This is a genomic window from Sphingomonas sp. NY01, assembly GCF_038809135.1.
GTDB classification, from domain to species: domain Bacteria; phylum Pseudomonadota; class Alphaproteobacteria; order Sphingomonadales; family Sphingomonadaceae; genus Sphingomonas; species Sphingomonas carotinifaciens.
The window spans coordinates 2512235-2533494 of record NZ_CP101722.1; the positions used below are offsets into that span (position 1 = coordinate 2512235).

Sequence of the window (21260 nt, forward strand, 5' to 3'; positions counted from 1 at the left end):
AGCGAAGGCGGCGGCGATCCCACCCGGATCGCCGCCGCCTTTGCGTCCGCCCGATGATACGATCCAATCGTGTGTTGACGTTGTAATACACGCCTGTCACCATCCCGTGAAACAGGGAGGTGCGGATGTAGGGAGGTGCGGATGTATAGCGAAAGCGATCTGGATACGGCGGTAAAGGCCGGGGCGATCTCGGCAGAAGCGGCACAGGCGTTTCGCGCCCATGTCGCACGCGAGCGGCACGCGCCTGCCGTCGACGAAGAGCATTTCCGCCTGCTCACCGGCTTCAACGACATCTTCGTGTCGATCGCGCTTGTCCTGCTGCTCGTCGCGGTCGGCCAGATCGGCGACACGATCGCGACGTATCTGTCGGGTGCGTTCGTCGCCGCCGCGGCCTGGATGCTGGCGATCGTCTTCACCGCGCGCCGCCGCATGGCGCTGCCCAGCATCATCCTGCTCGGCGCGTTCGTCGGCGGGGTGGCATTCAGCATCGCCACCACCCTGACGACACTGGTTCTGTCGGCCGCGCCGAACAGCGGCGACGAACGGACGACCGCGATCGTCACCGCCCTTGCCGGTCTGGGTGCCGCCGCGGCCGCCTGGCTGCACTGGCGCCGGTTCATGGTCCCGATCACCGTCGCGGCCGGTGCCTGCGCCGTCGCCGCGCTGGTTCTCGGCACCGTTCTTGCCATCGCACCCGGCCTGCAGGCTGCCATGTGGCCGCTGTTGTTCGTTGCGGGCCTCGCGATGTTCGCGCTCGCGATGCGCTGGGACCTGTCCGATCCTGCCAGGCGCACCCGGCGGGCCGATGTCGCCTTCTGGCTGCATCTCGCCGCCGCGCCGATGATCGCGCATCCAGTGTTCCAACTGCTCGGCGTATTCGGCGAGAATAGCGGCATCGACACGGCACTGGCCGCGCTCGTCCTCTACGCGGTCTTCGGCTTCGTGGCACTTGCGGTCGACCGCCGGGCGCTGCTCGTTTCCAGCCTGGTCTATGTGCTGTGCGCCATGGGGTCGCTGTTCCGTACCGCCGGCGCGGTCGAGCTGTCGGCCGCCCTCACCGCGCTGGTCATCGGCGCCGCGCTGCTGTCGCTGTCGGTCTTCTGGCACCCGATGCGCCGCCGCGTCGTCGGCCTGCTCGGCAAGGCGGGGCGCCGCCTGCCCCCGGTTGAGATGGCCGCGGCCTGACCGCCCGGCCTATTCCTCCACCAGCTTCATCAGCCGGCGCTCGACCGGCGCCAGTACCGGGCCCAGTTCATGCCCGCGCTTCAGCACCGCTCCGCCCTCGCCGATCAGCGCCCACATGCCCTGGCGCTGGCGCAGGGCGGGGCGCTTCTCGATGCGGAACTCCGGCCGCTCGGCCGCGCGGCGAAAGGCGGAAAAGGTCGCCACGTCGCGGTGGAAATCCATCGCATAGTCACGCCAGTGCCCCGCCGCGACCATGCGGCCATACAGGTCCAGGATGCGCGTCAGCTCCAGGCGGTCGAACCCGACCTGCAAAGGTGCGCGGGGAAAGGGTACGACCCCCATCAGGCCCAGCTTCCCATCAGGCCCGGTCGCGCCGTTCATCCTGCTCGGCAAGCAGCGTATCCAGCCGCCGACGCATCGTCTCCAGTTCGCAGCGCAGCATCTCGACCTTCTGCGTCTGCGGGTCGAACATGTCCGAGCAGGGCGTGCCATAGGGCACGAAGCGCGGCTCGGGCGCGGCGCCACCCTCCACCATCGTCGCGCGCGCCGGGATGCCGACCATCACCGCCCCCTCGGGCACATCCCTGGTGACGACCGCATTGGCGCCCACCCGTGCCCGTCGCCCGACCGTGATCGGCCCCAGCACCTGCGCGCCCGATCCGATGATCGCCCCGTCGAGCAGCGTCGGATGCCGTTTGCCCGCCACGCCATTGTCCGGGCTGGTGCCGCCCAGCGTGACACACTGGTAGATGGTGACGTCGTCGCCGATCTGTGCCGTCTCGCCGATCACCACGAAGCCGTGATCGATAAAGAAGTTGCGGCCGATCGTTGCTCCGGGATGGATGTCGATCGCGGTCAGGAACCGGGTCATGTGGTTCACGCACCGCGCCAGGAAGAACAGCCGCGATTTGTACAGCCGGTGCGCGACCTTGTGTCCCGCCAGCGCCCAGACGCCGGGATAGGTCAGCACTTCTGCGCGCGAATGCGGGGCTGGATCGCGCGACCGGATCGAATCGAGATAAGCCACCAAACGGCTCGGCATACGCGGATCCTTGCATCGGGGTATCCCGCATCTATGCACCTGCACGCCCGAAATCCAGACTTTCGCCGGATATTGCCCGCCCGACGACCGTTCTCCCTCCGGCCGTTCCCCCCTGCCAACCTTTCCCGACGAGCATGGCGCTAAAGTCTATCTTTGTTGTAGGCGTTCGCTCTTGCTGTAGGCCAAAGGCGGTAGCACCGCGACAGGACAAGGATCATCAATGGACCCGACGAGCGTGAACCTGATCGACATCCTGCCCTTCATCGCCGTCGGTTTTGCCGCGCAAGTCGTTGATGGAGCCTTGGGCATGGCGTTCGGCGTCATCTCGAACACGCTGCTGCTCAGCCTGGGCGTGCCACCCGCCGCCGCCTCGGCCGGGGTCCATACCGTGGAAACCTTCACCACCGCCGTCTCCGGGATCAGCCACGCGCTTCACCGCAACGTGAACTGGAAGCTGTTCCTGCGCCTGATGATTCCGGGCGTCATCGGCGGGGCGCTCGGCGCCTATGTCCTGTCCAACATTGATGCCGGCACGGTGAAGCCGTTTATCCTGGGCTATCTGACGCTGATCGGCGTCTATCTTCTCGTCCGCGCCTTCCACTATCCGCCGCACAACAAGGAGCCCAAGGTGGTCGAGCCGCTGGGTCTGGTCGGCGGCTTCCTGGATGCGGCGGGCGGCGGCGGCTGGGGGCCGGTCGTCACCTCGAACCTGCTGGTGCAGGGCGCGACGCCGCGCACCACCATCGGCACGGTCAACACTGCCGAGTTCTTCCTGACGCTCACCATCTCGATCACCTTCATCACCCAACTGGGCTTCGCCGCCTTCACCCTCGCCACGATCGGCCTGCTCATCGGCGGTGTCGTCGCCGCCCCCTTCGGCGCGCTCCTCGCCAAGCGCGTACCCGCCAAGACGCTGCTGGCCCTTGTCGGCACGATCCTGACCCTTACCAGCATCTACGGCCTCTATCGCGCCCTCGCCTGATCGCCCCCCTCCGCGCGCGCCAGCCACGAAAGCGGCTGGCATCGCCCGACGAACCGGGTATCTGGCTTTCCCATGGCCGCCACCTACCTCCCCACGCTGAAGCAGTTGCAATATCTGGTCGCGCTGAAGGACCATGGTCATTTCGGCCGTGCGGCGGAGGCGTGCTACGTTACCCAGTCCACCCTGTCGGCGGGCCTGCGCGAGCTGGAGACGCTGATCGGCGTCACCCTGGTGGAGCGCACCCGCCGCGTCGTCCGCTTCACCTCGCTGGGCGAGCGGATCACGGAAAAGGCGCGCCGCGTCCTGCGCGAGGCCGAGGAGCTTGGCGACATGGCCCGCGCCGCCGGTCGACCGCTGTCGGGCGAGATGCGCATGTCGGTGATCCCGACCATCGCGCCCTTCATGCTGCCCCGCATCCTGCCCCACCTGCGCGAACAATATCCCGACCTGAAGCTGTTCCTGCGGGAGGAACCCAGCGGCCCCGCCTGCGAAGGGCTGCATAACGGCCGCACCGACTGCGTCCTGCTCGCCCTCCCCTATTCGTGCGGCGAAGTGACCAGCCAGATCCTGTTCGAGGACCCGTTGTTTGTCGCATTCCAGGCGATCGACATCGACCGGCCCACGCCGCGCATCCCCGTGTCCGCGATCGACGAGACCCGCCTCCTGCTGCTGGAGGATGGACATTGTCTCAAGGATCATGCCCTTGCCGCCTGCAACCGGCCGGAAATCCGGGCGGAGGCGACGATGCTCGGCACCTCGCTCCACACCATCGTCCAGATGGTCGACAACGGCCTTGGCATGACGATGCTGCCCGAAATGGCGGTGCGTGCCGGCATCCTGAACAACACCAGCATCTCGGCCCGCCCGCTCGATGCCGCCAATGCGGTGCGCAGCATCGCGCTGGTCTGGCGCCGCGCGTCTCCGCGCGAAAAGGACTTCCGCCTGCTCGCCCAGGTGCTTGCCGACGCCTATTGATCCCGCCGTTGCGGGACCGTCCATGTTTCGGTTCTGCAACCAAACTCCGTCATCTTCGTCTTATCTCCACATTGGTTGCATGTTCGTCATGCGACATCGCTGGAGATCGACATTTGCGCGTCCTGATGCTTCCCCTTCTTGGTCTGGCCATGTCGCTGGCGGCATGTGGCAAGGATCGGGACAAGCCGGTGGCGCCGTCCGATACACCGGCAACGGACACGGCGCCGGTCACCGCCCCGACCAATCCCGTCGTCGGGGGCGCGACCATGACCCCGACGCGCACCATCGCCGACAATATTGCCGCGGCGCCCGCCCTTTCCACGCTTGCCACTGTGCTGCGGACCGCGGAGTTGACCGCGACGCTGGCCGGGCCCGGCCCGTTCACCGTCTTTGCGCCCAATGACGCCGCCTTTGCGCGTCTGGCGCCGGGCGTGCAGGACCAGTTGCTGCTCCCCGCCAACCGCGCTTCGCTCGCCAGGCTGCTGCGCTACCATGTCGTCGCCGGCAACCTCACCGCGCAGGAACTGACCGCCCGCATCAACGCCGGCGGCGGCACGGCGACGCTCGCCACGCTGGCGGGCGACCCGCTCACCGCCACGATGACGCAGTCGGTCATCACCCTGACCGACGTGAACGGCAACAAAAGCTATGTCGAAGTCGCGGACGCGCGACAGTCCAACGGATTGGTCCATGTCGTGAACGGCGTGCTCGTCCCCAATCTGGGGTGATGGCACCCGCCCCGCCGGCGGCTCGCTCCGCCGCGCGGCATGGCCTCTAAATTTTACACGCCGGTGCGGCGTGATGCACGCTGCACCGCATAACCACGGGAGACCCTGTTGATGAACGTCCGTCTTTCCTCGACCGCAATTGCCGCCTCGCTGATGCTCGTCACCGGCGCCACCGCGCAGACCACGGCGCCTGCCCCGACCGCGCCGGCGACGACCAATCCGGCCCAGACCACGACCCCTGCGCAGACCGCTCCGGCGGCGCCCGCCACGGGCACCGCTCCGGCCGCCCCCGCGACCGGTGCCGCGACCGCTGCGCCCACCACCACGCTGGCCCAGGCCCTGTCCACGCTCCCCGGCCGCGCCACCCTCGCCCGCCTCGTCAAGACCGCCGGCCTCGACGCGCAGCTCGCCGGCCCCGGTCCCTTCACCGTCTTCGCACCCAGCGACGAGGCGTTCAGCCGCATGCCCGCCGGCGCGCTCGACACGCTGTCGAAGCCGGAGAACAAGGCCGCGCTGGAAACCATCATCAAATATCACGTCGTGTCGGGCGCCCTGACCGCCGACCAGTTGAAGCAGCAGATCACCGCCGGCGGCGGCACCGCGACGCTCACCACGCTCGCCGGACAGCCGCTCACCGCGCAGATCGGCCCCAATGGCAACATCATGCTGACCGACGTGAACGGCCAGAAGGCCTATGTCGATCAGGCCGACGTGCGCGCCACCAACGGTGTCGCACACCTGACCAACGGCATCAGCATCCCCAAGATCGGCTGATCCGGGGCGGACCGGGGCGGATCATCCCGCCCCGGTCGCACTCCACCGCGCGGCCGCTGCCGTATCGCTCTCCCGCGCCTCGACCCAGGATGCGGTACCCCCACGGGTTTCACGCTTCCAGAACGGCGCATCGGTCTTCAACCGGTCGATCAGATAGGCACACGCCGCCAGCGCATCGCCCCGATGCGGTGCTGCCGCTGCGACGAACACGATCCGCTCTCCCGGCCGCATCGGCCCCACCCTGTGCACGATCGTCGCCCCCTGCAACGACCAGCGCTCCACTGCCTGCTCCGCTACCCGCATCAGCGCCGCCTCCGTCGCCCCCGGATAATGCTCCAACTCCAGGCAATCGACACCGTCATCGGCGCGCACCAGCCCGGTAAAGGTCGCCACCGCCCCGGCGCCGTCCGCCTCGGCCGCTGCGATCTCGCTCGGCAGGTCGATCGGCGCCGGGCTCACCACGATCCGGATCATCCGCCCGTCACCGGCGGAAACACCGCAATCTCGCGCGCCCCGGCGATCGGCGCATCCAGCGCCACGAAATCCTGATCCACCGCCGCACGCAGTCGCGCCGGCTCGGCAAAGGCTTCGGCATGACCGTCGCTGCGCCCGGCCAGCCACGCGATCAACCCGGCGACGTCGCGAACATCGTCCGGCGGCGTCACCTGTTCCTCGGCCACCCCGATGCGCTCGCGCACCCAGGCGAAATACAGCATGTGAATGGGCATCGCGGTCAATCCATGTGCTTCAGGCCGACGCGCAGGTAATCCCACCCCGTCACCAGCGTCAGCGCCGCCGCCAGCCATAGCGACGCCAGCCCGACATCCTTCACCCATGGCCAGCCCGGCAGCGCCCCGCCCAGGATCAGGCCGCCCAGCGCCACCAGTTGCAGCGTCGTCTTCCACTTGGCCAGTCGCGAGACCGGCACCGAAACCTGCAACTGCGCCAAAAATTCGCGCAGCCCCGACACCGCGATCTCGCGCAGCAGGATGATCAGCGCCGCGACGACATCGATGCCCGCAATGTCATGCGTACCGACCAGCACCAGAATGACCGCGGCCACCATGATCTTGTCGGCGATCGGATCGAGAAAGATGCCGAGCTTCGACACCGCACCATGCGCGCGCGCCAGATAGCCGTCGAAATAATCGGTGATCCCCATCAGGCAGTAGAGCGCGAAGGCGATGCCGTAACCGGGCGTCCAGTGCGGCCACCACAACAGGCCGACCAGAAGCGGCACGGCCACGATCCGCGAAAGCGTCAGCAGGTTGGGCAGCGTGAGCATCCCCGTCTTCTAACCACCCTTCCGCCCCGGACAAACCCTTTTCCCGGGAAGCGAACCTTCACCGATGTTCATAAGCGGTTGGCGTCCCGCCCCCGGCTCGGCTATGGGTATCGGCATCCTTCTGCCACGATCGGGCTATCGTTCATTATGCTCAATGCCCTCGGGCTCCTTACGCGGCGGCGCTTCCTGCCGCTGTTCGTCACCCAGTTCCTCGGCGCCTTCAACGACAATCTGTTCAAGACGTCGATGGTGCTGTTCGCCACCTACACGATCTTCAACGACGCGCATCAGGAAGCCAATTTCAACGCGCTGGCAACCGGCCTGTCGATCGTGCCGTTCGTGCTGCTCTCCGCCCTTTCCGGGCAATTGGCGGACAGTCATGACAAGGCGCGCATCATCCGCCTGGTGAAGACCGCGGAGATCGCGATCATGGCCGTGGGTGCCACCGGGCTGTTCATCGCGCAGGCGGGCTATACCGGTGCCGGGCTTGCGCTGATGCTCGGCACCGTGCTGGCACTGGGTGTCCATTCCACCTTTTTCGGGCCGATCAAATACGCCATCCTGCCCCAGCATCTGGGCACCGACGACGTGTTGGGCGGCACCGGTCTGGTGGAGGCGGGAACCTATCTTGCCATCCTACTCGGCACCGTCACCGCCGGCTGGATTTCGGTGGAGGGCGCCGGCATCGCCGTGCTGGCGGTCGCCGCGCTCGGCTGGGTCACCGGGCGCATGGTGCCCCCCGCCCCGCGCGAGGGGCCGCCGCTCAAGGTCAATTACAACCCCTTCACCGCTTCCTGGCGGCTGATCGCGGCGACGCTGCATATCCGCCGCCTGTTCCTCGCGATCATCGCGATCAGCTTCTTCTGGAGCATCGGCTCGATGCTCATCATCATCTTCCCGCCGCTGGTGAAGAACGTGCTGACCGCCGACAAGGAGGTTGCCAGCCTTGCCATCGCCACCTTCTCGGTCGGCGTCGCGATCGGGTCCGTAGTCATCAACACGCTGCTGAAGGGCGAGATTTCGGCCCGCTACGCGCCCGCCTCGGTGATCGCGATGGGGGCCAGCGTGGTGCTGTTCTCGCTGCTCAGCCGCCACTGGACGCCCGCACCGGCCGGCACCCTCTACACCTGGCTCACCTTCCTGCACGAACCGCGCGCGATCGGCATCCTGCTCGCCCTGCTCGCCATCGCGGTCTTCGGCGGCATGTTCGTAGTGCCGCTCTACGCCTTCCTGACCACGACCGTGGAGAAGGATCAGACCGCACGCACCGTGGCGGCCAACAATATCGTCAACTGCGCCGCGATGACGATAGGGTCCGCGGTGGTGCTGGGCATTTCCTCCTTCGGCGTAACGCCGCAGGACATGTTGTTCGTGGTCGCGGCAATGTGCCTCGTCTCCGCCTGGCTCGCCTACAAGCTGCACCGCGCCTGTGACGAGCCGTGCGCGGCCGTCAGAAAATGAAGCTGTAAAAGCAGGTAAAGAACGCCGCGAAGCTCAGCGCGAACAACCGCCAGTCGCTGTCGTCGTTGCGCACACGCCGCGCGCGTGGCGGCGGCGGCAGACTGCGCCGAAACGGGTGGCCGGCGGCTTCATTGGTAAGAACGAGACGTCTGGTCATAGCCAAACGTTAACGTGGCGTTTACCTTTTGCGATCCACCCAAAATGGGCCGGCTTCAGCCACGCTGTCCCGTTCCGAAACACGGCATCAATAAGGCAGGCTGCTGGCCGTGTCGCTCGCTCCGACGCCTGGCATCCACGCACAAAAAAAGCGGCCCTTGCGAGCCGCTTTTCCTGATCGTCCAGAGGGTTGGCGTCGTCACCGTCAGGCGGCGGCACCATCCTTCTGCTTCTTCTCGGCATAGACGCGGATCGGTTCCTTGCGGCCCTCGATCACATCCTTGTCGATCATCACCTCGTCCACGCCGTCCATGCCCGGCAGGTCGAACATGGTGTCGAGCAGGATCGCCTCCAGGATCGAGCGGAGGCCGCGGGCACCGGTCTTGCGCTCGATCGCCTTCTTGGCGACCGTGACCAGCGCGTCGTCGGTGAAGTCCAGCTCCACCTCCTCCATCTCGAACAGCTTCTGATACTGCTTCACCAGCGCGTTCTTCGGCTCGGACAGGATCTTGACCAGCGCGTCGACGTCCAGGTCCTCCAGCGTCGCGATGACGGGCAGACGGCCGACGAATTCCGGGATCAGGCCGAACTTCAGCAGATCCTCCGGCTCGGTCTGGCGAAGCACCTCGCCGGTGCGCTTCTCCTCGGGCGCCGCGACATAGGCCCCGAAGCCGATCGACTTGCCCTGCAAGCGGTCGCCGATGATCTTTTCCAGACCCGAGAACGCACCGCCACAGATGAACAGGATGTTCGTCGTGTCGACCTGCAGGAATTCCTGCTGCGGATGCTTGCGGCCACCCTGCGGCGGAACGCTGGCGGTCGTGCCCTCCATCAGCTTCAGCAGCGCCTGCTGCACGCCCTCGCCGCTCACGTCGCGCGTGATCGACGGGTTCTCGGCCTTGCGGCTGATCTTGTCGATCTCGTCGATATAGACGATGCCGCGCTGCGCGCGCTCGACGTTGTAGTCCGACGCCTGAAGCAGCTTCAGGATGATGTTCTCGACATCCTCACCGACATAGCCGGCCTCGGTCAGCGTGGTCGCGTCCGCCATCGTGAACGGCACGTCCAGGATACGGGCCAGCGTCTGCGCCAGCAGCGTCTTGCCGCAGCCGGTGGGGCCGACGAGCAGGATGTTCGACTTGGCGAGTTCGACGTCCGCACCCTTGGCGCCGTGGTTCAGCCGCTTGTAGTGGTTGTGCACCGCCACCGACAGCACGCGCTTCGCCTGCTTCTGCCCGATGACATAGTCGTCGAGCACGTTGCAGATTTCCTGCGGGGTCGGCACGCCGCCGTCCTTCTTGGATACCAGCGCCGACTTCGTTTCCTCGCGGATGATGTCGTTGCACAGTTCCACGCATTCGTCGCAGATGAAAACCGTCGGTCCGGCGATCAGCTTGCGCACCTCGTGCTGCGACTTGCCGCAGAACGAGCAATAGAGGGTGCTCTTCGAGTCGCCACCGCTCAGTTTCGTCATTCAATCACCTCTCGCATCCGCCCGGCGGATGCGCTCCGTTGGTGGGGTGCCCATCGTATCGCACCCCAGTAAACGCACAATCGAAATAAGCCGTTTACACAGAACGGCTCATCCCGTTTCGCCTCATGCCGCGGCGGCGTCCTCGCTCGGCACCGGCCGCTTGTCGAACACCTCGTCGATCAGGCCGAAATTCTTCGCCTCGTCCGACGACAGGAACGTGTCGCGGTCCATGCGGCGCTCGATTTCGTCGATCGGCTGACCGGTATATTTGGCGTACAGCTCGTTCATCCGCTGGCGGATGCGCAGGATTTCCTTGGCCTGGATCTCGATGTCCGACGCCATGCCCTGTGCGCCGCCCGACGGCTGGTGGATCATGATCCGCGCATTGGTCAGCGCGACGCGCATGCCCGGCTCGCCCGCCGACAGCAGGAAGCTGCCCATCGACGCCGCCTGCCCGATGCACACCGTGCCGACGCGCGGACGGATATACTGCATCGTGTCGTGGATCGCCATGCCCGCCGTGACGACACCGCCCGGCGAGTTGATGTACATGAAGATGTCCTTCTTCGGGTTCTCGGACTCGAGGAAGAGCAGCTGCGCGGTGATGAGCGAGGCCATGCCGTCCTCAACGCCGCCGGTCACGAAAACGATACGCTCGCGCAGCAGGCGCGAGAAGATGTCGAACGAACGCTCGCCACGGTTGGACTGCTCGATGACGATCGGCACCAGACCGGCCTGGGTCTGCCGAAGACCGACGCCGGCCTGCGCCAGCGGGCTTGCGAAATCGCCGGTCTCGAACGGATTGTGCATGAAACTCTCTCTGATGCCCTGAAGGCCCCCTATGTCGCGTGACCGCGAGCGGAGTTCAAGCCCCGGCAGACGGTGCCGGATGGGACAGATAGGCCAGCCGCCGGACCTCCAGCCGCCCGCGCACCACCGTGTCCAGAATCAGCCCCGCGAACAGGTTCAGCGCCGCCAGCAGCATGAGGCCGGTCGACAGGATCGCGGTCGGGAAACGCGGCACCTGATGCGTCTGCAAATAGGTGAGCATCAGCGGCACCGCGAGCAGCACGGCGACCGCCGCCAGCAGCGCCCCGATCGCGCCGAAGAACCACATCGGCCGCTCGATCCGGTACAGCTTCAGGATCGTGCGCAGGATGCGCCAGCCATCGCCATAGGTGCTCAGCTTCGACGCCGACCCCTCGGGCCGCGCGAAATAGGGCGTCGCCACCTCCGCGCACGGCATCTTCAACTCCAGTGCATGGACGCTGATCTCCGTCTCGATCTCGAACCCGACCGACAGCACGGGGAAGCTTTTGACGAACCGGCGCGAAAACACCCGGTATCCCGACAGGATATCCGAAAAGCTGCGCCCGAACAGTCGCGCCAGCATGCCGGTCAGCATCGCATTGCCGAAGCGGTGGCCGCGGCGATAGGCGAGTTCCGCCTCGCTGACCCGCTGGCCGACGATCATGTCCAGTTGCTCGTCCACCAGCCGCGCGACCAGCGCCGGTGCGGAGGCGGCGTCATAGGTCGCGTCGCCGTCCGCCATCACATAGATGTCGGCATCGACATCGGCGAACATGCGCCGGACCACCGCGCCCTTGCCCTGGATCCGCTCGCGCCGGACGATCGCCCCCGCCGCCGCGGCCACCTGCGTGGTGCGATCGGACGAGTTGTTGTCATAAACGTAGATCGCGGCATCCGGCAGCGCGGCGCGGAACCCGGCAACCGTCTGCGCGATGGCGGCTTCCTCGTTGTAGCACGGGAGCAGGACGGCGATACGGGGCAAAGCGGCGGACATGGCGGGCGCCTGTCTGAAAGGAAAGTTCTGCGTCGGCGATCCGCCCTCACCCTTCCCATCGGCTCTGCCGATGGGCCCCTTCCCTCTCCCGCCGGGAGAGGGAGGGAGCGCCGCAGGCGCGGAAGGGTGAGGGTGACCCGGCCGCAGCGCCAGCGGGCGGGGCTCCAGAGGGAACCCCACCCATCAAGGCCTTACGCCTCGGTCTTCGGTGCAGCCTTCTTGGCGCGCGGCTTCTTCGGGGCGGCCTCGGCGCCTTCCTCGGCGTCCGTTGCCTCACCCTCGGCGGCAGCGGCCTTCTTGGCGCGCGGCTTCTTCGCCGCGGGCTCACCCTCGGCGGCCGGCGTCTCGTCCTTGGACGCAGCCTTCTTCTTGGCGGCCTTCGGCTTGGGCGCGTCTTCCGCGTCGCCGGTCACCTCGGTCTCGGCCACCGGCGTGCCGTGATCATGGTCATGGCCATGCGCATGGTCATGATCGTGACCATGGTCATGATGGTCGTGATCGTGATCGTGATCATGGTTGTGGATGTGCGTGCCGGTCGCAAAGCCGTCCTCGCTCTCGATCGCCGCTTCCAGTTCCTCGCGCGTGGTCTCGCGGTCGGTGATCTCGGCCTTGCCGAACAGGAAGTCGACGACCTTGTCCTCGTACAGCGGCGCGCGGAGCTGGGCTGCCGCCATCGGCTCCTGCTGGATGTACTGGATGAAGCGCTGGCGATCTTCCGCACCATACTGCTGCGCGGCCTGCGCGATCAGGCGGTTCATTTCCTGCGACGTCACTTCGACGCCGTTCGCCTGGCCGATTTCGGACAGCAGCAGGCCCAGGCGCACGCGGCGCTCGGCGATCTTGCGGTAATCGTCGCGCTCGCCTTCCATCTCGGCCTTGGCCTTTTCCGGATCGGCTTCGTGCGTCGCTTCATGCTCGAGCTGCGCCCAGATCTGCGAGAACTCGGCCTCGACCATCGACGGCGGCACTTCGAAGTCATGCCCCTCGGCCAGCTGGTCGAGCAGCTTGCGCTTCATGTAGGTGCGCGTCAGGCCGTTATGCTCCTGCTCGATCTGCCCCTTCAGCAGCTCGCGAAGCTGGTCCAGACCCTCCAAGCCCAGATTCTTGGCCATCTCGTCGTCGACGGTCGCCTCGCCGGCGGTCTTCACCGACTTGATGACCAGGTCGAAGGTCGCCGGCTGGCCGGCCAGTTCCTTGGCGGGATAGTCCTCGGGGAAGGTGACGGAGATCTGCTTCTCCTCGCCCGCCTTCACGCCGACGATCTGGTCTTCGAAACCGGGGATCAGGCGCCCAGAGCCGATCTCGACGCCCATGTCGGTGCCGGTGCCGCCCTCGAAGGCGACGCCGTCGGCGGTCTTGCCGACGAAATCGACGGTGACCAGGTCGCCCTGCTCGGCCGCCTTGTCGCCGGCATCGTCCCAGCGCTTCTGCTGCTCGGCGAACTTCTTCAGCTGCTCGTCGATCGACGCGTCGGCGACCGGCACGGTCAGACGCTCCAGCTTCAGGCCGTCGATGGCGGGCGCCGGCACCTGCGGCAGCACTTCCATCGTCACGGTCAGCGTCGCATCCTTGCCCGGCTCATACCCCTCGCCCAGCTCCACCTGCGGCTGCATCGCGGGGCGCAGGCCCTTGTCGGCGATCAGCGACTGGATGCCTTCCTGCACCGCCGCGTTCAGCGCGTCCTGCTGCAGCGCCGGGCCGTGCATCTTGCGCACCAGGTTCGCGGGCACCTTGCCGGGGCGGAAGCCGGGCATGCGGATTTGCGGGGCGAGGCGCTTCAGCTCGGCATCGACCTTGGTGTCGATGTCCTGGGTGGTGATGGTGAGCGTGTAGGCGCGCTTCAGCCCCTCGTTCAGCGTCTCGACAGTCTGCATCCTAAGGCCTTCAATCTGGAGAAATTTCTTGACGGCTTTCCGTCCCGCCGGGCGGCGGGACTGGTGCGGGCGAAGGGACTCGAACCCCCACATCTTACGATACTGGAACCTAAATCCAGCGCGTCTACCAGTTCCGCCACGCCCGCACAGGACACTGCCGATGGGCGCGCGTCTATATCAGCATGGCATGGCGGAGCAAGAGGAACAGGCAACCCGCGCAGCGCCCGCGCGTTTGCCCATCGTACCAAGGAGAGAATTGATGGCCACGCAGCCCCCGACCGAGGTTCCGCCGCAGCCGACCCAGCCGGCACAGCCCGACGCCCCGCCGCCCGAAATCGCGCCCCCCGGCCCGGATTTTGACCAGCCCTCCCCCGGCACCCCGTCGGGCGATCCGGGCACCGGCCAGCCCGCGGAAATCTGATCGCATGGCCCAGGACGAGCAAGGCCAGGACCCGCTACCGCCGCAGCCCCTCACCCCCGAGGAGGGCGCAACGGCCAGCGACGTCGGCGCCCGCAAGCCCGGCGACACCGACGACATTGGCGGTACCGACGCGATGCGCGCCGAAACCGGCGGTCTTGCCGGTACGAGCCGTTGAAACAAGGAACAGTCATGAACGATCCCGAACCCAATCCCGACAGCCTTCCCGAAGATCGCCCGGACGCGCATCCGGACAGCCCACCCGCCGCGCAGGACGATGACGCGCGCAGCGACATCGAACAGGCGGTCGAGGCGCGCTCGGACGCGGTCGAGCGCGGCGAGGGCGGCGACGAACCCGGCACCTTCACCGATGCAGGCGCATTCGACGGCAACAGCGGCACCGGCGGCGTCGTGAAGAACCAGGACCTGACGCAGCAATAAGGCTGTTATTGTCTCCCTTCGTGCCGAGCGAAGTCGAAGCACAGCCTCCAACCTCTGGATTTCGACTTGAAGTTGGATGACATCCTATTGATCCCTCCCCTGTTCGTCTCGAGTAGTCGTCGAGTAGCGGCAAAGCCGTGTATCGAGACGACGTATCGAGAGACACGTCGCCCCGTGTAGCACTGTCTCGATACGAGCTCTCGATACGCTCCTGAGGAGCTACTCGATCTCTACTCGACACGAACGGATTGAGGTGACGTCGCCCTGCTCCATTTCCGCCGAGCGGACTATGGTCGAAGCGGTGCGTACAACGCGTCATCCCGGTCGGCTCGACGATTGGAAACATTTCCAACGGTCATCCAGCGAGCCCCGCGAGTCGCTTTTCGATTGCCCTGTTCGCGCTCACCCTGTCCGCGGTTCGCTACTCCCTCTCCCGCCGGGAGAGGGAAAAGACGCCGAAGGCGGCGAAGGGTGAGGGCGACCGGACGTGCTCGAACCAGTGCCAACCTTATAGGACCCCGCTCAAGACACCTTCACGCTGGCACCCGGCAATTGCGCCGTACCGGCCAGCGCACGATAGTCGGCCAGGTTCCGCTCGTAATAATGGATCGCCGGTGCCTCGAAGCTGATCAGATACAGCCGCCCGTCCACGATCGCCCCCATCGCCTCGCCGCGGCGCTTCACCTCATCATCCTTCAGCGTGAAGCTATAGGCGAAGCGGAAGCCTTTCCGCCCCGCAAAGGTCGCCGGTGCCACATCGTCCACGCTGAACAGCGCGGAGCCGCCCGCCAGCCGGTAGCTGCTCTCGAACAACTGCACGACATCCGATGCCAGCATCGTCGCACCGAACCGCGGCAGCGGCGTGCGCTTCTTGTCCACTTCGCGAAACAGCGTCTGGCCGTCCGCGATGCCGCCATAAAACGTCACCTCGTTCAACGGCATGCCGTCCAGCGTCCAGGCTTCCGCATTGCGACCGGGGCGTGACTGCATCCGGTTCCAGTCGATCGGCGGCTGCACCGTCAGCGCCGACTTCGCCACCGCGACGCGGACGCCGTGCGGCACCAGCTTATAGGCCAGCGCCGGGCTGGCCATCATCAGCGCGGCCGCCACCGCCCATCCCCGTACCCTGCGCATCACAACCCCTCCGCCATCATGCCGATCATCGCCTTGTCCGTCGCATCGGGCTTGCGCCGCAGATATTCCGCCAGCGCCGCGCGCCCCTCGTCCGCCCGCCCGGTGCGCAGCGCCACCAGCCCCGCCCCGCGCCACGCCTCGGCCGGCGCACCCGGCAGGCCGATCGCCTCGCGATAGAACCCCGCCGCCTGGCCCAGATCCGCCGCCTGCCCCCGCGCCCGGTACAATTCGCCCCGCGCATAAAGGAGGTCGGCCGTCCACCCCTCATGGGCCAGCGCGGTCAACAGGAAGTCGGTCGCACCCGTGTCGTTCAGCTTCACCTGATCGTCCACCAGTTGCGGCCACCACGGCGCCAGTGCGGCGCTATACGCCGCGCGTCCGTCCTCGCCGGTCCCGCCGGCCGCCAGCGCGTGCAGGGCCGCGATCCGCTCCGCACTGGGGGGATGCGTGGCGAACAGCCCGCCATTGTCGTTCTTGCGGCTGCGGGTGTGGCGTGCCGCGGCGGTCGCGTCCTGCTCGGCGCGCAACTGCTCCCACACCTTCTCCGCCTCGCGCGGGTCATAGCCAGCCTTGACCATCAACGGCACCGATCCCGCGTCCGCCTCGCTTTCCATCGCGCGCGAGAAATGGAAGATCGCGCCGATCAGCCCGAACTGCATCGCGCCCATCGCCGCCGCGCCCGCCAGCCCCGGCACCGGCAACACCGACAGCCACGCCAGCGCATTGGCCTTGCCCCGCATGTCGCGCAGGTTGCGCAGCGAATGCTGCCGCGTGAAATGCGCATATTCATGGCCCAGCACCGCGGCCAGCTGCGCCTCGTTGCGCACGCGCAGCAACAGGCCGGTATTGACCATCATCATGCCGGTCGGCGCCATCGACGCGTTGAAATCCGCGGTCCGCACCAGATAGATGCGCACCCCCTGGCATGCGGCCGCGTCCACCATCCGGCAGAAGACGCCGCGTACATAGGCGTTGAGCGCCGGATCGCGGATGACGAAGGCGCTGGTCCGGAACTGGCGCTCCAGCTCGTCCACCTCCATCCACAGTCCGCGCTCGTCCTTGTCCGCCGGCTGGTAGCCCATGCCGATCCCCGCACCCGGCCCAGCCTGCCCGGCACCACCCTGCGCCGGCCCCGTGGCAAGCAGCGCCAGCGCCGCCAGCACATGCGCGATCATTTCGCCGCGACCTGCCGCACTTGCGCCGTCGGAAACTCGGCCAGCAACTGCCCGACCCGCTTGGCCGCGCCCTCGTCGGTGCGCACGTCACCACCCGATCCCGGATCGACGTTGAACCATACGATGTTGCCGGTCTTCAGGTCGACCAGCGCGGCATAGCTTTCATGCACGCCCGCCTGCACCACCGCACCGATCGCCAGCGCGGCGAAGATCTGCAACGCCTTGCGCCCTGCCGTGCCATAGGCGTCGTGCGTCGACAGGAACAATGCATAGTCCCCGCCGCCGATCGGCCCCAGCCGCGCTGCGCCTTCGCCCAGCGTCCAGTCGAACCGGTCCTTCTTGGTCGGCAGGCTCGCCGCCGGGTTCATCTTGTGCTGGACGATCGCGCCCGCCACCGTGCGGAACAGCGCCTGATACTCCGCGATCAGCTGCCCCGCCTCGCCGTCCTGCTCGGCCAGGAACACCGCTTCGTTGCCGGCTGCCTGCTGGTTCGCCTTTACCTGTGCGACAAGCTTGTCGCGCGCCGCCGCGGTCCAGTCGGCATTCGCCTCCTCGACCCCGCCCGCGCCCATCGCCCCCACCTTCACGTCCGGCCGAAAGACGATGATCCGCACCGGCTTGCCACCGTCGAAGCGGAAGTTGCGGTCGAAGCGGATCTTGGCGTCCGCCATTGCCGGCACGACCAGAAGCATCGCCGCAAACGCAGCGAACCAGCGCGATGACATGCTAAAACCCCCCGGTTCCGGCCCGCGTCACGAGCCGCACGAAACCTAATCCGGGGTGGGCGAGGCGGGCAAGCGCAGCTTCTTACAAGCTGCCTGCCCGCCTCCGAGCCTCAGCCGAGCGCCTTTTTCAGCAGGTCGTTGACCACGGCCGGGTTCGCCTTGCCGCCCATCGCCTTCATCGTCTGCCCGACGAAGAAGCCGAACAGCGCCTCCTTGCCGCCGCGATATTGCGCCAGCTGGTTGGGGTTCTTCTCCAGCACGCCCGCGATCACCGCCTCGATCGCACCGGTGTCGCTGGTCTGCTTCAGGCCGCGCTCCTCCACGATTCTGGCCGCGCCGTCGCCCGTCTCCAGCATCACCTCGAACACCTGCTTGGCCAGACTGCCCGACAGCGTCCCGTCCGCCACCAGCGCCAGCAGCTCGGCCGCCTGGTCCACGCTCACCGGACTGTTCTCGATCCCCTTCCCCGTCCGGTTCAACGCCCCGAACAGTTCCGACGTAACCCAGTTCGCCGCCGGCACCGGCTTGGCGCCCGTCTCCAGCAGCGCATCGAACCAGCGCGCCGCCTCCACCTCGGCGGTCAGCACATTGGCGGCATAGGCGCTGATCCCCAGGCCCTCATACCGCTTGCGCTTGGCATCGGGCAATTCGGGCAGACTGGCGCGACACTCCTCCAGAAACGCCTCGTCCAGCTCCAGCGGAAGCAGGTCGGGATCGGGGAAGTAGCGGTAATCATGCGCATCTTCCTTCGACCGCATCGACCGCGTCGTGCCGCTCTCGACGTTGAACAGCCGCGTTTCCTGGACGATCCTGCCGCCATCCTCCAGCACGGAGACCTGGCGCTTGGCCTCATATTCGATCGCGGCCATCACGAAGCGCACCGAATTGACGTTCTTCGTCTCGGTCCGCGTGCCGAGTTCATCGCCGACCTTGCGCACGCTGACGTTCACGTCGGCGCGCATCGAGCCTTCTTCCATGTTGCCGTCGCAGGAACCCACATAGCGCAGGATCGCGCGCAGCTTGCGCAAATAAGCCCCCGCTTCCGCCGGCGACCGCATGTCCGGCCGGCTGACGATCTCCATCAGCGCCACGCCCGATCGATTGAGGTCGACATAGGAACGCGTCGGATGCTGGTCATGCATCAGCTTGCCCGCATCCTGCTCGACATGGATGCGCTCGACGCCGATCGACTTGACCGAGCCTTCGGGGTCCTTCTCGTCCAGCGCGATCTCGATGGCGCCCTCGCCGACCAGCGGGTGGTAGAGCTGGCTGATCTGATAACCCTGTGGGAGATCGGCATAGAAATAATTCTTGCGGTCGAACCGCGACCAGCGGTTGATCTGCGCATCGATCGCCATGCCGGTGCGCACCGCCTGGCGGATGCACTCGCGGTTCGGCACCGGCAGCATGCCGGGCATCGCCGCGTCGATCAGCGACACCTGCGTATTGGGTTCGGCCCCGAACGCGGTCGCCGCGCCCGAAAAGAGCTTCGCCTGGCTCGTCACCTGCGCGTGCACCTCCAGGCCGATCACGACCTCCCACTCGCCGGTGGCACCCTGGATGCGGTAGGTTGATTCCGTCATTTCGCTTCCTGCCCAAATCCGTCGGAGCGCTTGGTACCGGTCAGGTCTTCACCGCGGCGACCTTTGCTCCACACATGCAAACGGGGCCCGACCGACGACCCCATATTCTTCAACACAGCCGCACTTCGCCGCCGGGCCGGGGCATCGTCATCCCGTTCAGGACGATCCCCCGCGGCCTCGACAACCCAGCCGACCAACTCGAGACAAGCCTCAAGAAGATCGGCTGCGTCCAAGGCCTACCACCAGGCCTCGGGCCGCGCGGTGAAGCCCGCGCGCTGCTCGATCGCCAGGCTGGCGTTCAGCACGCCCTGCTCGTCCAGCGGCTTGCCGATGATCTGCAGGCCCAGCGGCAGACCGCCCGCATCCAGCCCGCCCGGCACGCTCATCGCCGGCAGGCCGGCAAGGCTGGCGGGCACGGTGAAGACGTCGTTCAGGTACATCGCGATCGGATCGGCCTGCTTCTCGCCCAGCGCGAACGCCGCGGACGGCGCGGTGGGGGTCAACAGCACGTCGCACTGCTCGAACGCTCGCTCGAAATCGCGCGCGATCAGCGCCCGCACCTTTTGCGCCTGCGTGTAGTAGGCGTCGTAGAAGCCGGCGGACAGCACATAGGTGCCGATCATGATGCGGCGCTTCACCTCCGGGCCGAAGCCGTCGGCGCGCGTCGCGGCATACATGTCCTGCAACCCCGCCCCCTCGGGCAGGTCGCGCAGGCCATAGCGCACGCCGTCATAGCGCGCGAGGTTGGACGAGGCCTCGGCCGGGGCGATGATGTAATAGGCCGGCAGCGCGTACTTCGTATGCGGCAGCGACACCTCGACGATTTCGGCGCCTGCATCGCGCAGCCAGTCGATACCTTGGCTCCACAGCGCCTCGATCTCGGCGGGCATGTTGTCGACCCGGTATTCGCGCGGCACGCCGACCCGCTTGCCCTTCAGGTCCGCGTTCAGCCCTGCTTCCCAGTTCGGCACGTCCAGTTGCAGCGACGTCGCGTCCTTGGCGTCGAAACCCGCCATCGCCTCCAGCATGATCGCGCAGTCGCGCACGTCCTGCGCCATCGGCCCCGCCTGGTCGAGCGAGGAAGCAAAGGCGATCGTGCCCCAGCGCGAACAGCGGCCATAGGTCGGCTTGATACCCGAAATGCCGGTGAACGCGGCCGGCTGGCGGATCGACCCGCCGGTGTCCGTCCCCGTCGCACCCGGGCACAGCCGCGCCGCGACCGCCGAGGACGATCCGCCAGACGATCCGCCCGGCGCCAGCGCGGCATTGCCGCCGTCGCTCCGCCGCCACGGCGAGATGACGTTGCCGAACGCGCTCGTCTCGTTGGACGACCCCATGGCGAACTGGTCCATGTTCAGCTTGCCGAGCATGCCCGCGCCCGCATCCCACAACTTCTGCGAGATGGTGGACTCATAGGGCGGCACGAAGCCTTCCAGGATGTGGCTCGCCGCGGTGGTCGCCACGCCCTTGGTGCAGAACAGGTCCTTCATGCCGATCGGCACGCCGGCCAGCGGCTTGGCCGCATCGCCCGCCGCGCGTGCCTTGTCGGCGGCGTCGGCCGCGGCCAGCGCATGGTCGGGCGTTTCCAACAGGAACGCGTTCAGCGCCTTGGCAGCCGCCACCTTCGCGTTGAAGGCCTCGGCCACCTCGCGTGCGGAGAAGTCGCCCGCGCGGAAACCGTCGCGGATGCCGGCAATGCCCAGATTGGTCACGTCGCTCATTATTCGATCACCTTGGGCACCGTGAAGAAGCCATGTTCGGCCTGGGGCGCGCTGGCCATCAGCGCATCGCGCAGGTCGCCGCCGGTCAGCGGATCGGCGTTCACCACGTCGTCGCGCAGGCGCAGCGTATTGGGGATCACCGCGGTCATCGGCTCGACCCCGCTGGTGTCGACCTCGCCCAGTTGCTCGATCCAGCCCAGAATGTTGCCCAGTTCGGGCGCCAGGCGGCTGGCATCCTCGTCGGTGATCGCGATGCGCGCCAGGCTCGCGATCCGTTTCACGGTTGCAGTATCTACGGACATGCCCCTGCGGCTACAATGCCG

The 21260-nt window shown here is 67.0% G+C and carries 25 protein-coding genes and 1 tRNA gene; 9 read left to right on the top strand and 17 right to left on the bottom strand.

Going from position 1 to position 21260, the window contains the following annotated elements; all coding sequences use genetic code 11:
* The first annotated feature begins 141 nt into the window (after window positions 1–141).
* A complete protein-coding gene (locus NPJ82_RS12145) occupies window positions 142–1185 on the top strand; it encodes a hypothetical protein (protein WP_342657525.1) in 1044 nt (347 codons plus the stop codon).
* A 9-nt stretch (window positions 1186–1194) separates the two neighbouring features.
* On the opposite strand, the gene NPJ82_RS12150 is transcribed toward NPJ82_RS12145, so the two are convergent.
* The gene (locus NPJ82_RS12150) at window positions 1195–1527 is read right to left on the bottom strand and encodes a DUF2794 domain-containing protein (protein ID WP_112381715.1); all 333 of its coding nucleotides are present in this window, start codon (window positions 1525–1527) and stop codon (window positions 1195–1197) included.
* Between the two features lie 16 nt (window positions 1528–1543).
* Window positions 1544–2227, bottom strand: a complete 684-nt coding sequence (gene epsC, locus NPJ82_RS12155; RefSeq protein ID WP_149680825.1) for a serine O-acetyltransferase EpsC — start codon at window positions 2225–2227, stop codon at window positions 1544–1546.
* Between the two features lie 220 nt (window positions 2228–2447).
* On the opposite strand from epsC, the gene NPJ82_RS12160 reads away from it, so the two are divergent.
* The 4 genes from NPJ82_RS12160 (at window position 2448) to NPJ82_RS12175 (ending at window position 5686) form a co-directional block, all read left to right on the top strand.
* Window positions 2448–3209 carry a sulfite exporter TauE/SafE family protein gene (locus tag NPJ82_RS12160; RefSeq protein WP_112381024.1) on the top strand — a complete coding sequence of 254 codons (762 nt, stop codon included), beginning with the start codon at window positions 2448–2450 and terminating at the stop codon, window positions 3207–3209.
* A 72-nt stretch (window positions 3210–3281) separates the two neighbouring features.
* Window positions 3282–4184, top strand: a complete 903-nt coding sequence (locus NPJ82_RS12165; protein ID WP_112381025.1) for a hydrogen peroxide-inducible genes activator — start codon at window positions 3282–3284, stop codon at window positions 4182–4184.
* Between the two features lie 113 nt (window positions 4185–4297).
* Window positions 4298–4912 carry a fasciclin domain-containing protein gene (locus NPJ82_RS12170; protein WP_342657526.1) on the top strand — a complete coding sequence of 205 codons (615 nt, stop codon included), beginning with the start codon at window positions 4298–4300 and terminating at the stop codon, window positions 4910–4912.
* 111 nt (window positions 4913–5023) lie between these two features.
* Window positions 5024–5686 (top strand): fasciclin domain-containing protein, encoded by a 663-nt coding sequence (locus tag NPJ82_RS12175; protein ID WP_342657527.1) that lies wholly within the window; start codon window positions 5024–5026, stop codon window positions 5684–5686.
* 21 nt (window positions 5687–5707) lie between these two features.
* Here the strand turns inward: NPJ82_RS12175 and NPJ82_RS12180 are convergent, their stop codons facing one another.
* The 3 genes from NPJ82_RS12180 to pgsA are packed head-to-tail and all read right to left on the bottom strand — an operon-like array spanning window position 5708 to window position 6971.
* Entirely contained in the window at window positions 5708–6160 is a 453-nt protein-coding gene (locus tag NPJ82_RS12180) for a molybdenum cofactor biosynthesis protein MoaE (RefSeq protein WP_342657528.1), read from the bottom strand.
* On the bottom strand, window positions 6157–6414 hold the full coding sequence (gene moaD / locus NPJ82_RS12185; protein ID WP_342657529.1) for a molybdopterin converting factor subunit 1: 258 nt from the start codon (window positions 6412–6414) through the stop codon (window positions 6157–6159). The genes NPJ82_RS12180 and moaD overlap by 4 nt, the downstream gene beginning before the upstream one ends.
* Before the next feature lie 5 nt (window positions 6415–6419).
* The gene (gene pgsA / locus NPJ82_RS12190; protein WP_149680830.1) at window positions 6420–6971 is read right to left on the bottom strand and encodes a CDP-diacylglycerol--glycerol-3-phosphate 3-phosphatidyltransferase; all 552 of its coding nucleotides are present in this window, start codon (window positions 6969–6971) and stop codon (window positions 6420–6422) included.
* 147 nt (window positions 6972–7118) lie between these two features.
* Here pgsA and NPJ82_RS12195 point away from each other — a divergent pair, with 147 nt between their 5' ends.
* Window positions 7119–8432: an MFS transporter gene (locus NPJ82_RS12195; RefSeq protein WP_342657530.1), complete on the top strand. Its 1314-nt coding sequence runs from the start codon at window positions 7119–7121 to the stop codon at window positions 8430–8432.
* Here NPJ82_RS12195 and NPJ82_RS12200 read toward each other — a convergent pair.
* The 6 genes from NPJ82_RS12200 to NPJ82_RS12225 all read right to left on the bottom strand — a co-directional run bounded on the left by NPJ82_RS12200 (window position 8422) and on the right by NPJ82_RS12225 (window position 13886).
* Complete coding sequence (locus tag NPJ82_RS12200; protein WP_162843964.1) at window positions 8422–8589, bottom strand: hypothetical protein; 168 nt, start codon at window positions 8587–8589, stop codon at window positions 8422–8424. The two genes, NPJ82_RS12195 and NPJ82_RS12200, sit on opposite strands and share 11 nt — an antisense overlap.
* Window positions 8590–8793: 204 nt before the next feature.
* On the bottom strand, window positions 8794–10062 hold the full coding sequence (gene clpX / locus NPJ82_RS12205) for an ATP-dependent Clp protease ATP-binding subunit ClpX (protein ID WP_112381030.1): 1269 nt from the start codon (window positions 10060–10062) through the stop codon (window positions 8794–8796).
* 123 nt (window positions 10063–10185) lie between these two features.
* A complete protein-coding gene (locus NPJ82_RS12210; RefSeq protein ID WP_112381031.1) occupies window positions 10186–10872 on the bottom strand; it encodes an ATP-dependent Clp protease proteolytic subunit in 687 nt (228 codons plus the stop codon).
* Between the two features lie 55 nt (window positions 10873–10927).
* On the bottom strand, window positions 10928–11866 hold the full coding sequence (locus tag NPJ82_RS12215) for a glycosyltransferase family 2 protein (protein WP_112381032.1): 939 nt from the start codon (window positions 11864–11866) through the stop codon (window positions 10928–10930).
* Between the two features lie 191 nt (window positions 11867–12057).
* Complete coding sequence (gene tig, locus NPJ82_RS12220; protein WP_342657531.1) at window positions 12058–13740, bottom strand: trigger factor; 1683 nt, start codon at window positions 13738–13740, stop codon at window positions 12058–12060.
* A 61-nt stretch (window positions 13741–13801) separates the two neighbouring features.
* Window positions 13802–13886 (bottom strand) — tRNA-Leu (locus tag NPJ82_RS12225).
* A 113-nt stretch (window positions 13887–13999) separates the two neighbouring features.
* On the opposite strand from NPJ82_RS12225, the gene NPJ82_RS12230 reads away from it, so the two are divergent.
* The 3 genes from NPJ82_RS12230 to NPJ82_RS12240 are packed head-to-tail and all read left to right on the top strand — an operon-like array spanning window position 14000 to window position 14599.
* Window positions 14000–14161, top strand: a complete 162-nt coding sequence (locus tag NPJ82_RS12230; RefSeq protein ID WP_162843965.1) for a hypothetical protein — start codon at window positions 14000–14002, stop codon at window positions 14159–14161.
* A 4-nt stretch (window positions 14162–14165) separates the two neighbouring features.
* Window positions 14166–14336, top strand: coding sequence for a hypothetical protein (locus NPJ82_RS12235; RefSeq protein WP_160146715.1), 171 nt, complete (start codon window positions 14166–14168; stop codon window positions 14334–14336).
* Window positions 14337–14350: 14 nt separating this feature from the next.
* Complete coding sequence (locus NPJ82_RS12240; RefSeq protein ID WP_112381034.1) at window positions 14351–14599, top strand: hypothetical protein; 249 nt, start codon at window positions 14351–14353, stop codon at window positions 14597–14599.
* Between the two features lie 522 nt (window positions 14600–15121).
* Here NPJ82_RS12240 and NPJ82_RS12245 read toward each other — a convergent pair.
* From NPJ82_RS12245 to gatC, 6 genes are all read right to left on the bottom strand, one after another.
* Window positions 15122–15733, bottom strand: coding sequence for a hypothetical protein (locus NPJ82_RS12245; RefSeq protein WP_342657532.1), 612 nt, complete (start codon window positions 15731–15733; stop codon window positions 15122–15124).
* The gene (locus NPJ82_RS12250; RefSeq protein WP_342657533.1) at window positions 15733–16908 is read right to left on the bottom strand and encodes a M48 family metalloprotease; all 1176 of its coding nucleotides are present in this window, start codon (window positions 16906–16908) and stop codon (window positions 15733–15735) included. Before NPJ82_RS12250 ends, NPJ82_RS12245 begins: the two co-directional genes overlap by 1 nt.
* Window positions 16905–17633: a hypothetical protein gene (locus tag NPJ82_RS12255; protein WP_342657534.1), complete on the bottom strand. Its 729-nt coding sequence runs from the start codon at window positions 17631–17633 to the stop codon at window positions 16905–16907. The genes NPJ82_RS12250 and NPJ82_RS12255 overlap by 4 nt, the downstream gene beginning before the upstream one ends.
* Before the next feature lie 110 nt (window positions 17634–17743).
* On the bottom strand, window positions 17744–19216 hold the full coding sequence (gene gatB, locus NPJ82_RS12260) for an Asp-tRNA(Asn)/Glu-tRNA(Gln) amidotransferase subunit GatB (protein WP_342657535.1): 1473 nt from the start codon (window positions 19214–19216) through the stop codon (window positions 17744–17746).
* Window positions 19217–19452: 236 nt separating this feature from the next.
* Window positions 19453–20937 (bottom strand): Asp-tRNA(Asn)/Glu-tRNA(Gln) amidotransferase subunit GatA, encoded by a 1485-nt coding sequence (gatA, locus tag NPJ82_RS12265; RefSeq protein ID WP_342657536.1) that lies wholly within the window; start codon window positions 20935–20937, stop codon window positions 19453–19455.
* Window positions 20937–21239, bottom strand: coding sequence for an Asp-tRNA(Asn)/Glu-tRNA(Gln) amidotransferase subunit GatC (gene gatC, locus NPJ82_RS12270; RefSeq protein ID WP_342657537.1), 303 nt, complete (start codon window positions 21237–21239; stop codon window positions 20937–20939). The genes gatA and gatC overlap by 1 nt, the downstream gene beginning before the upstream one ends.
* Window positions 21240–21260 lie beyond the last annotated feature (21 nt).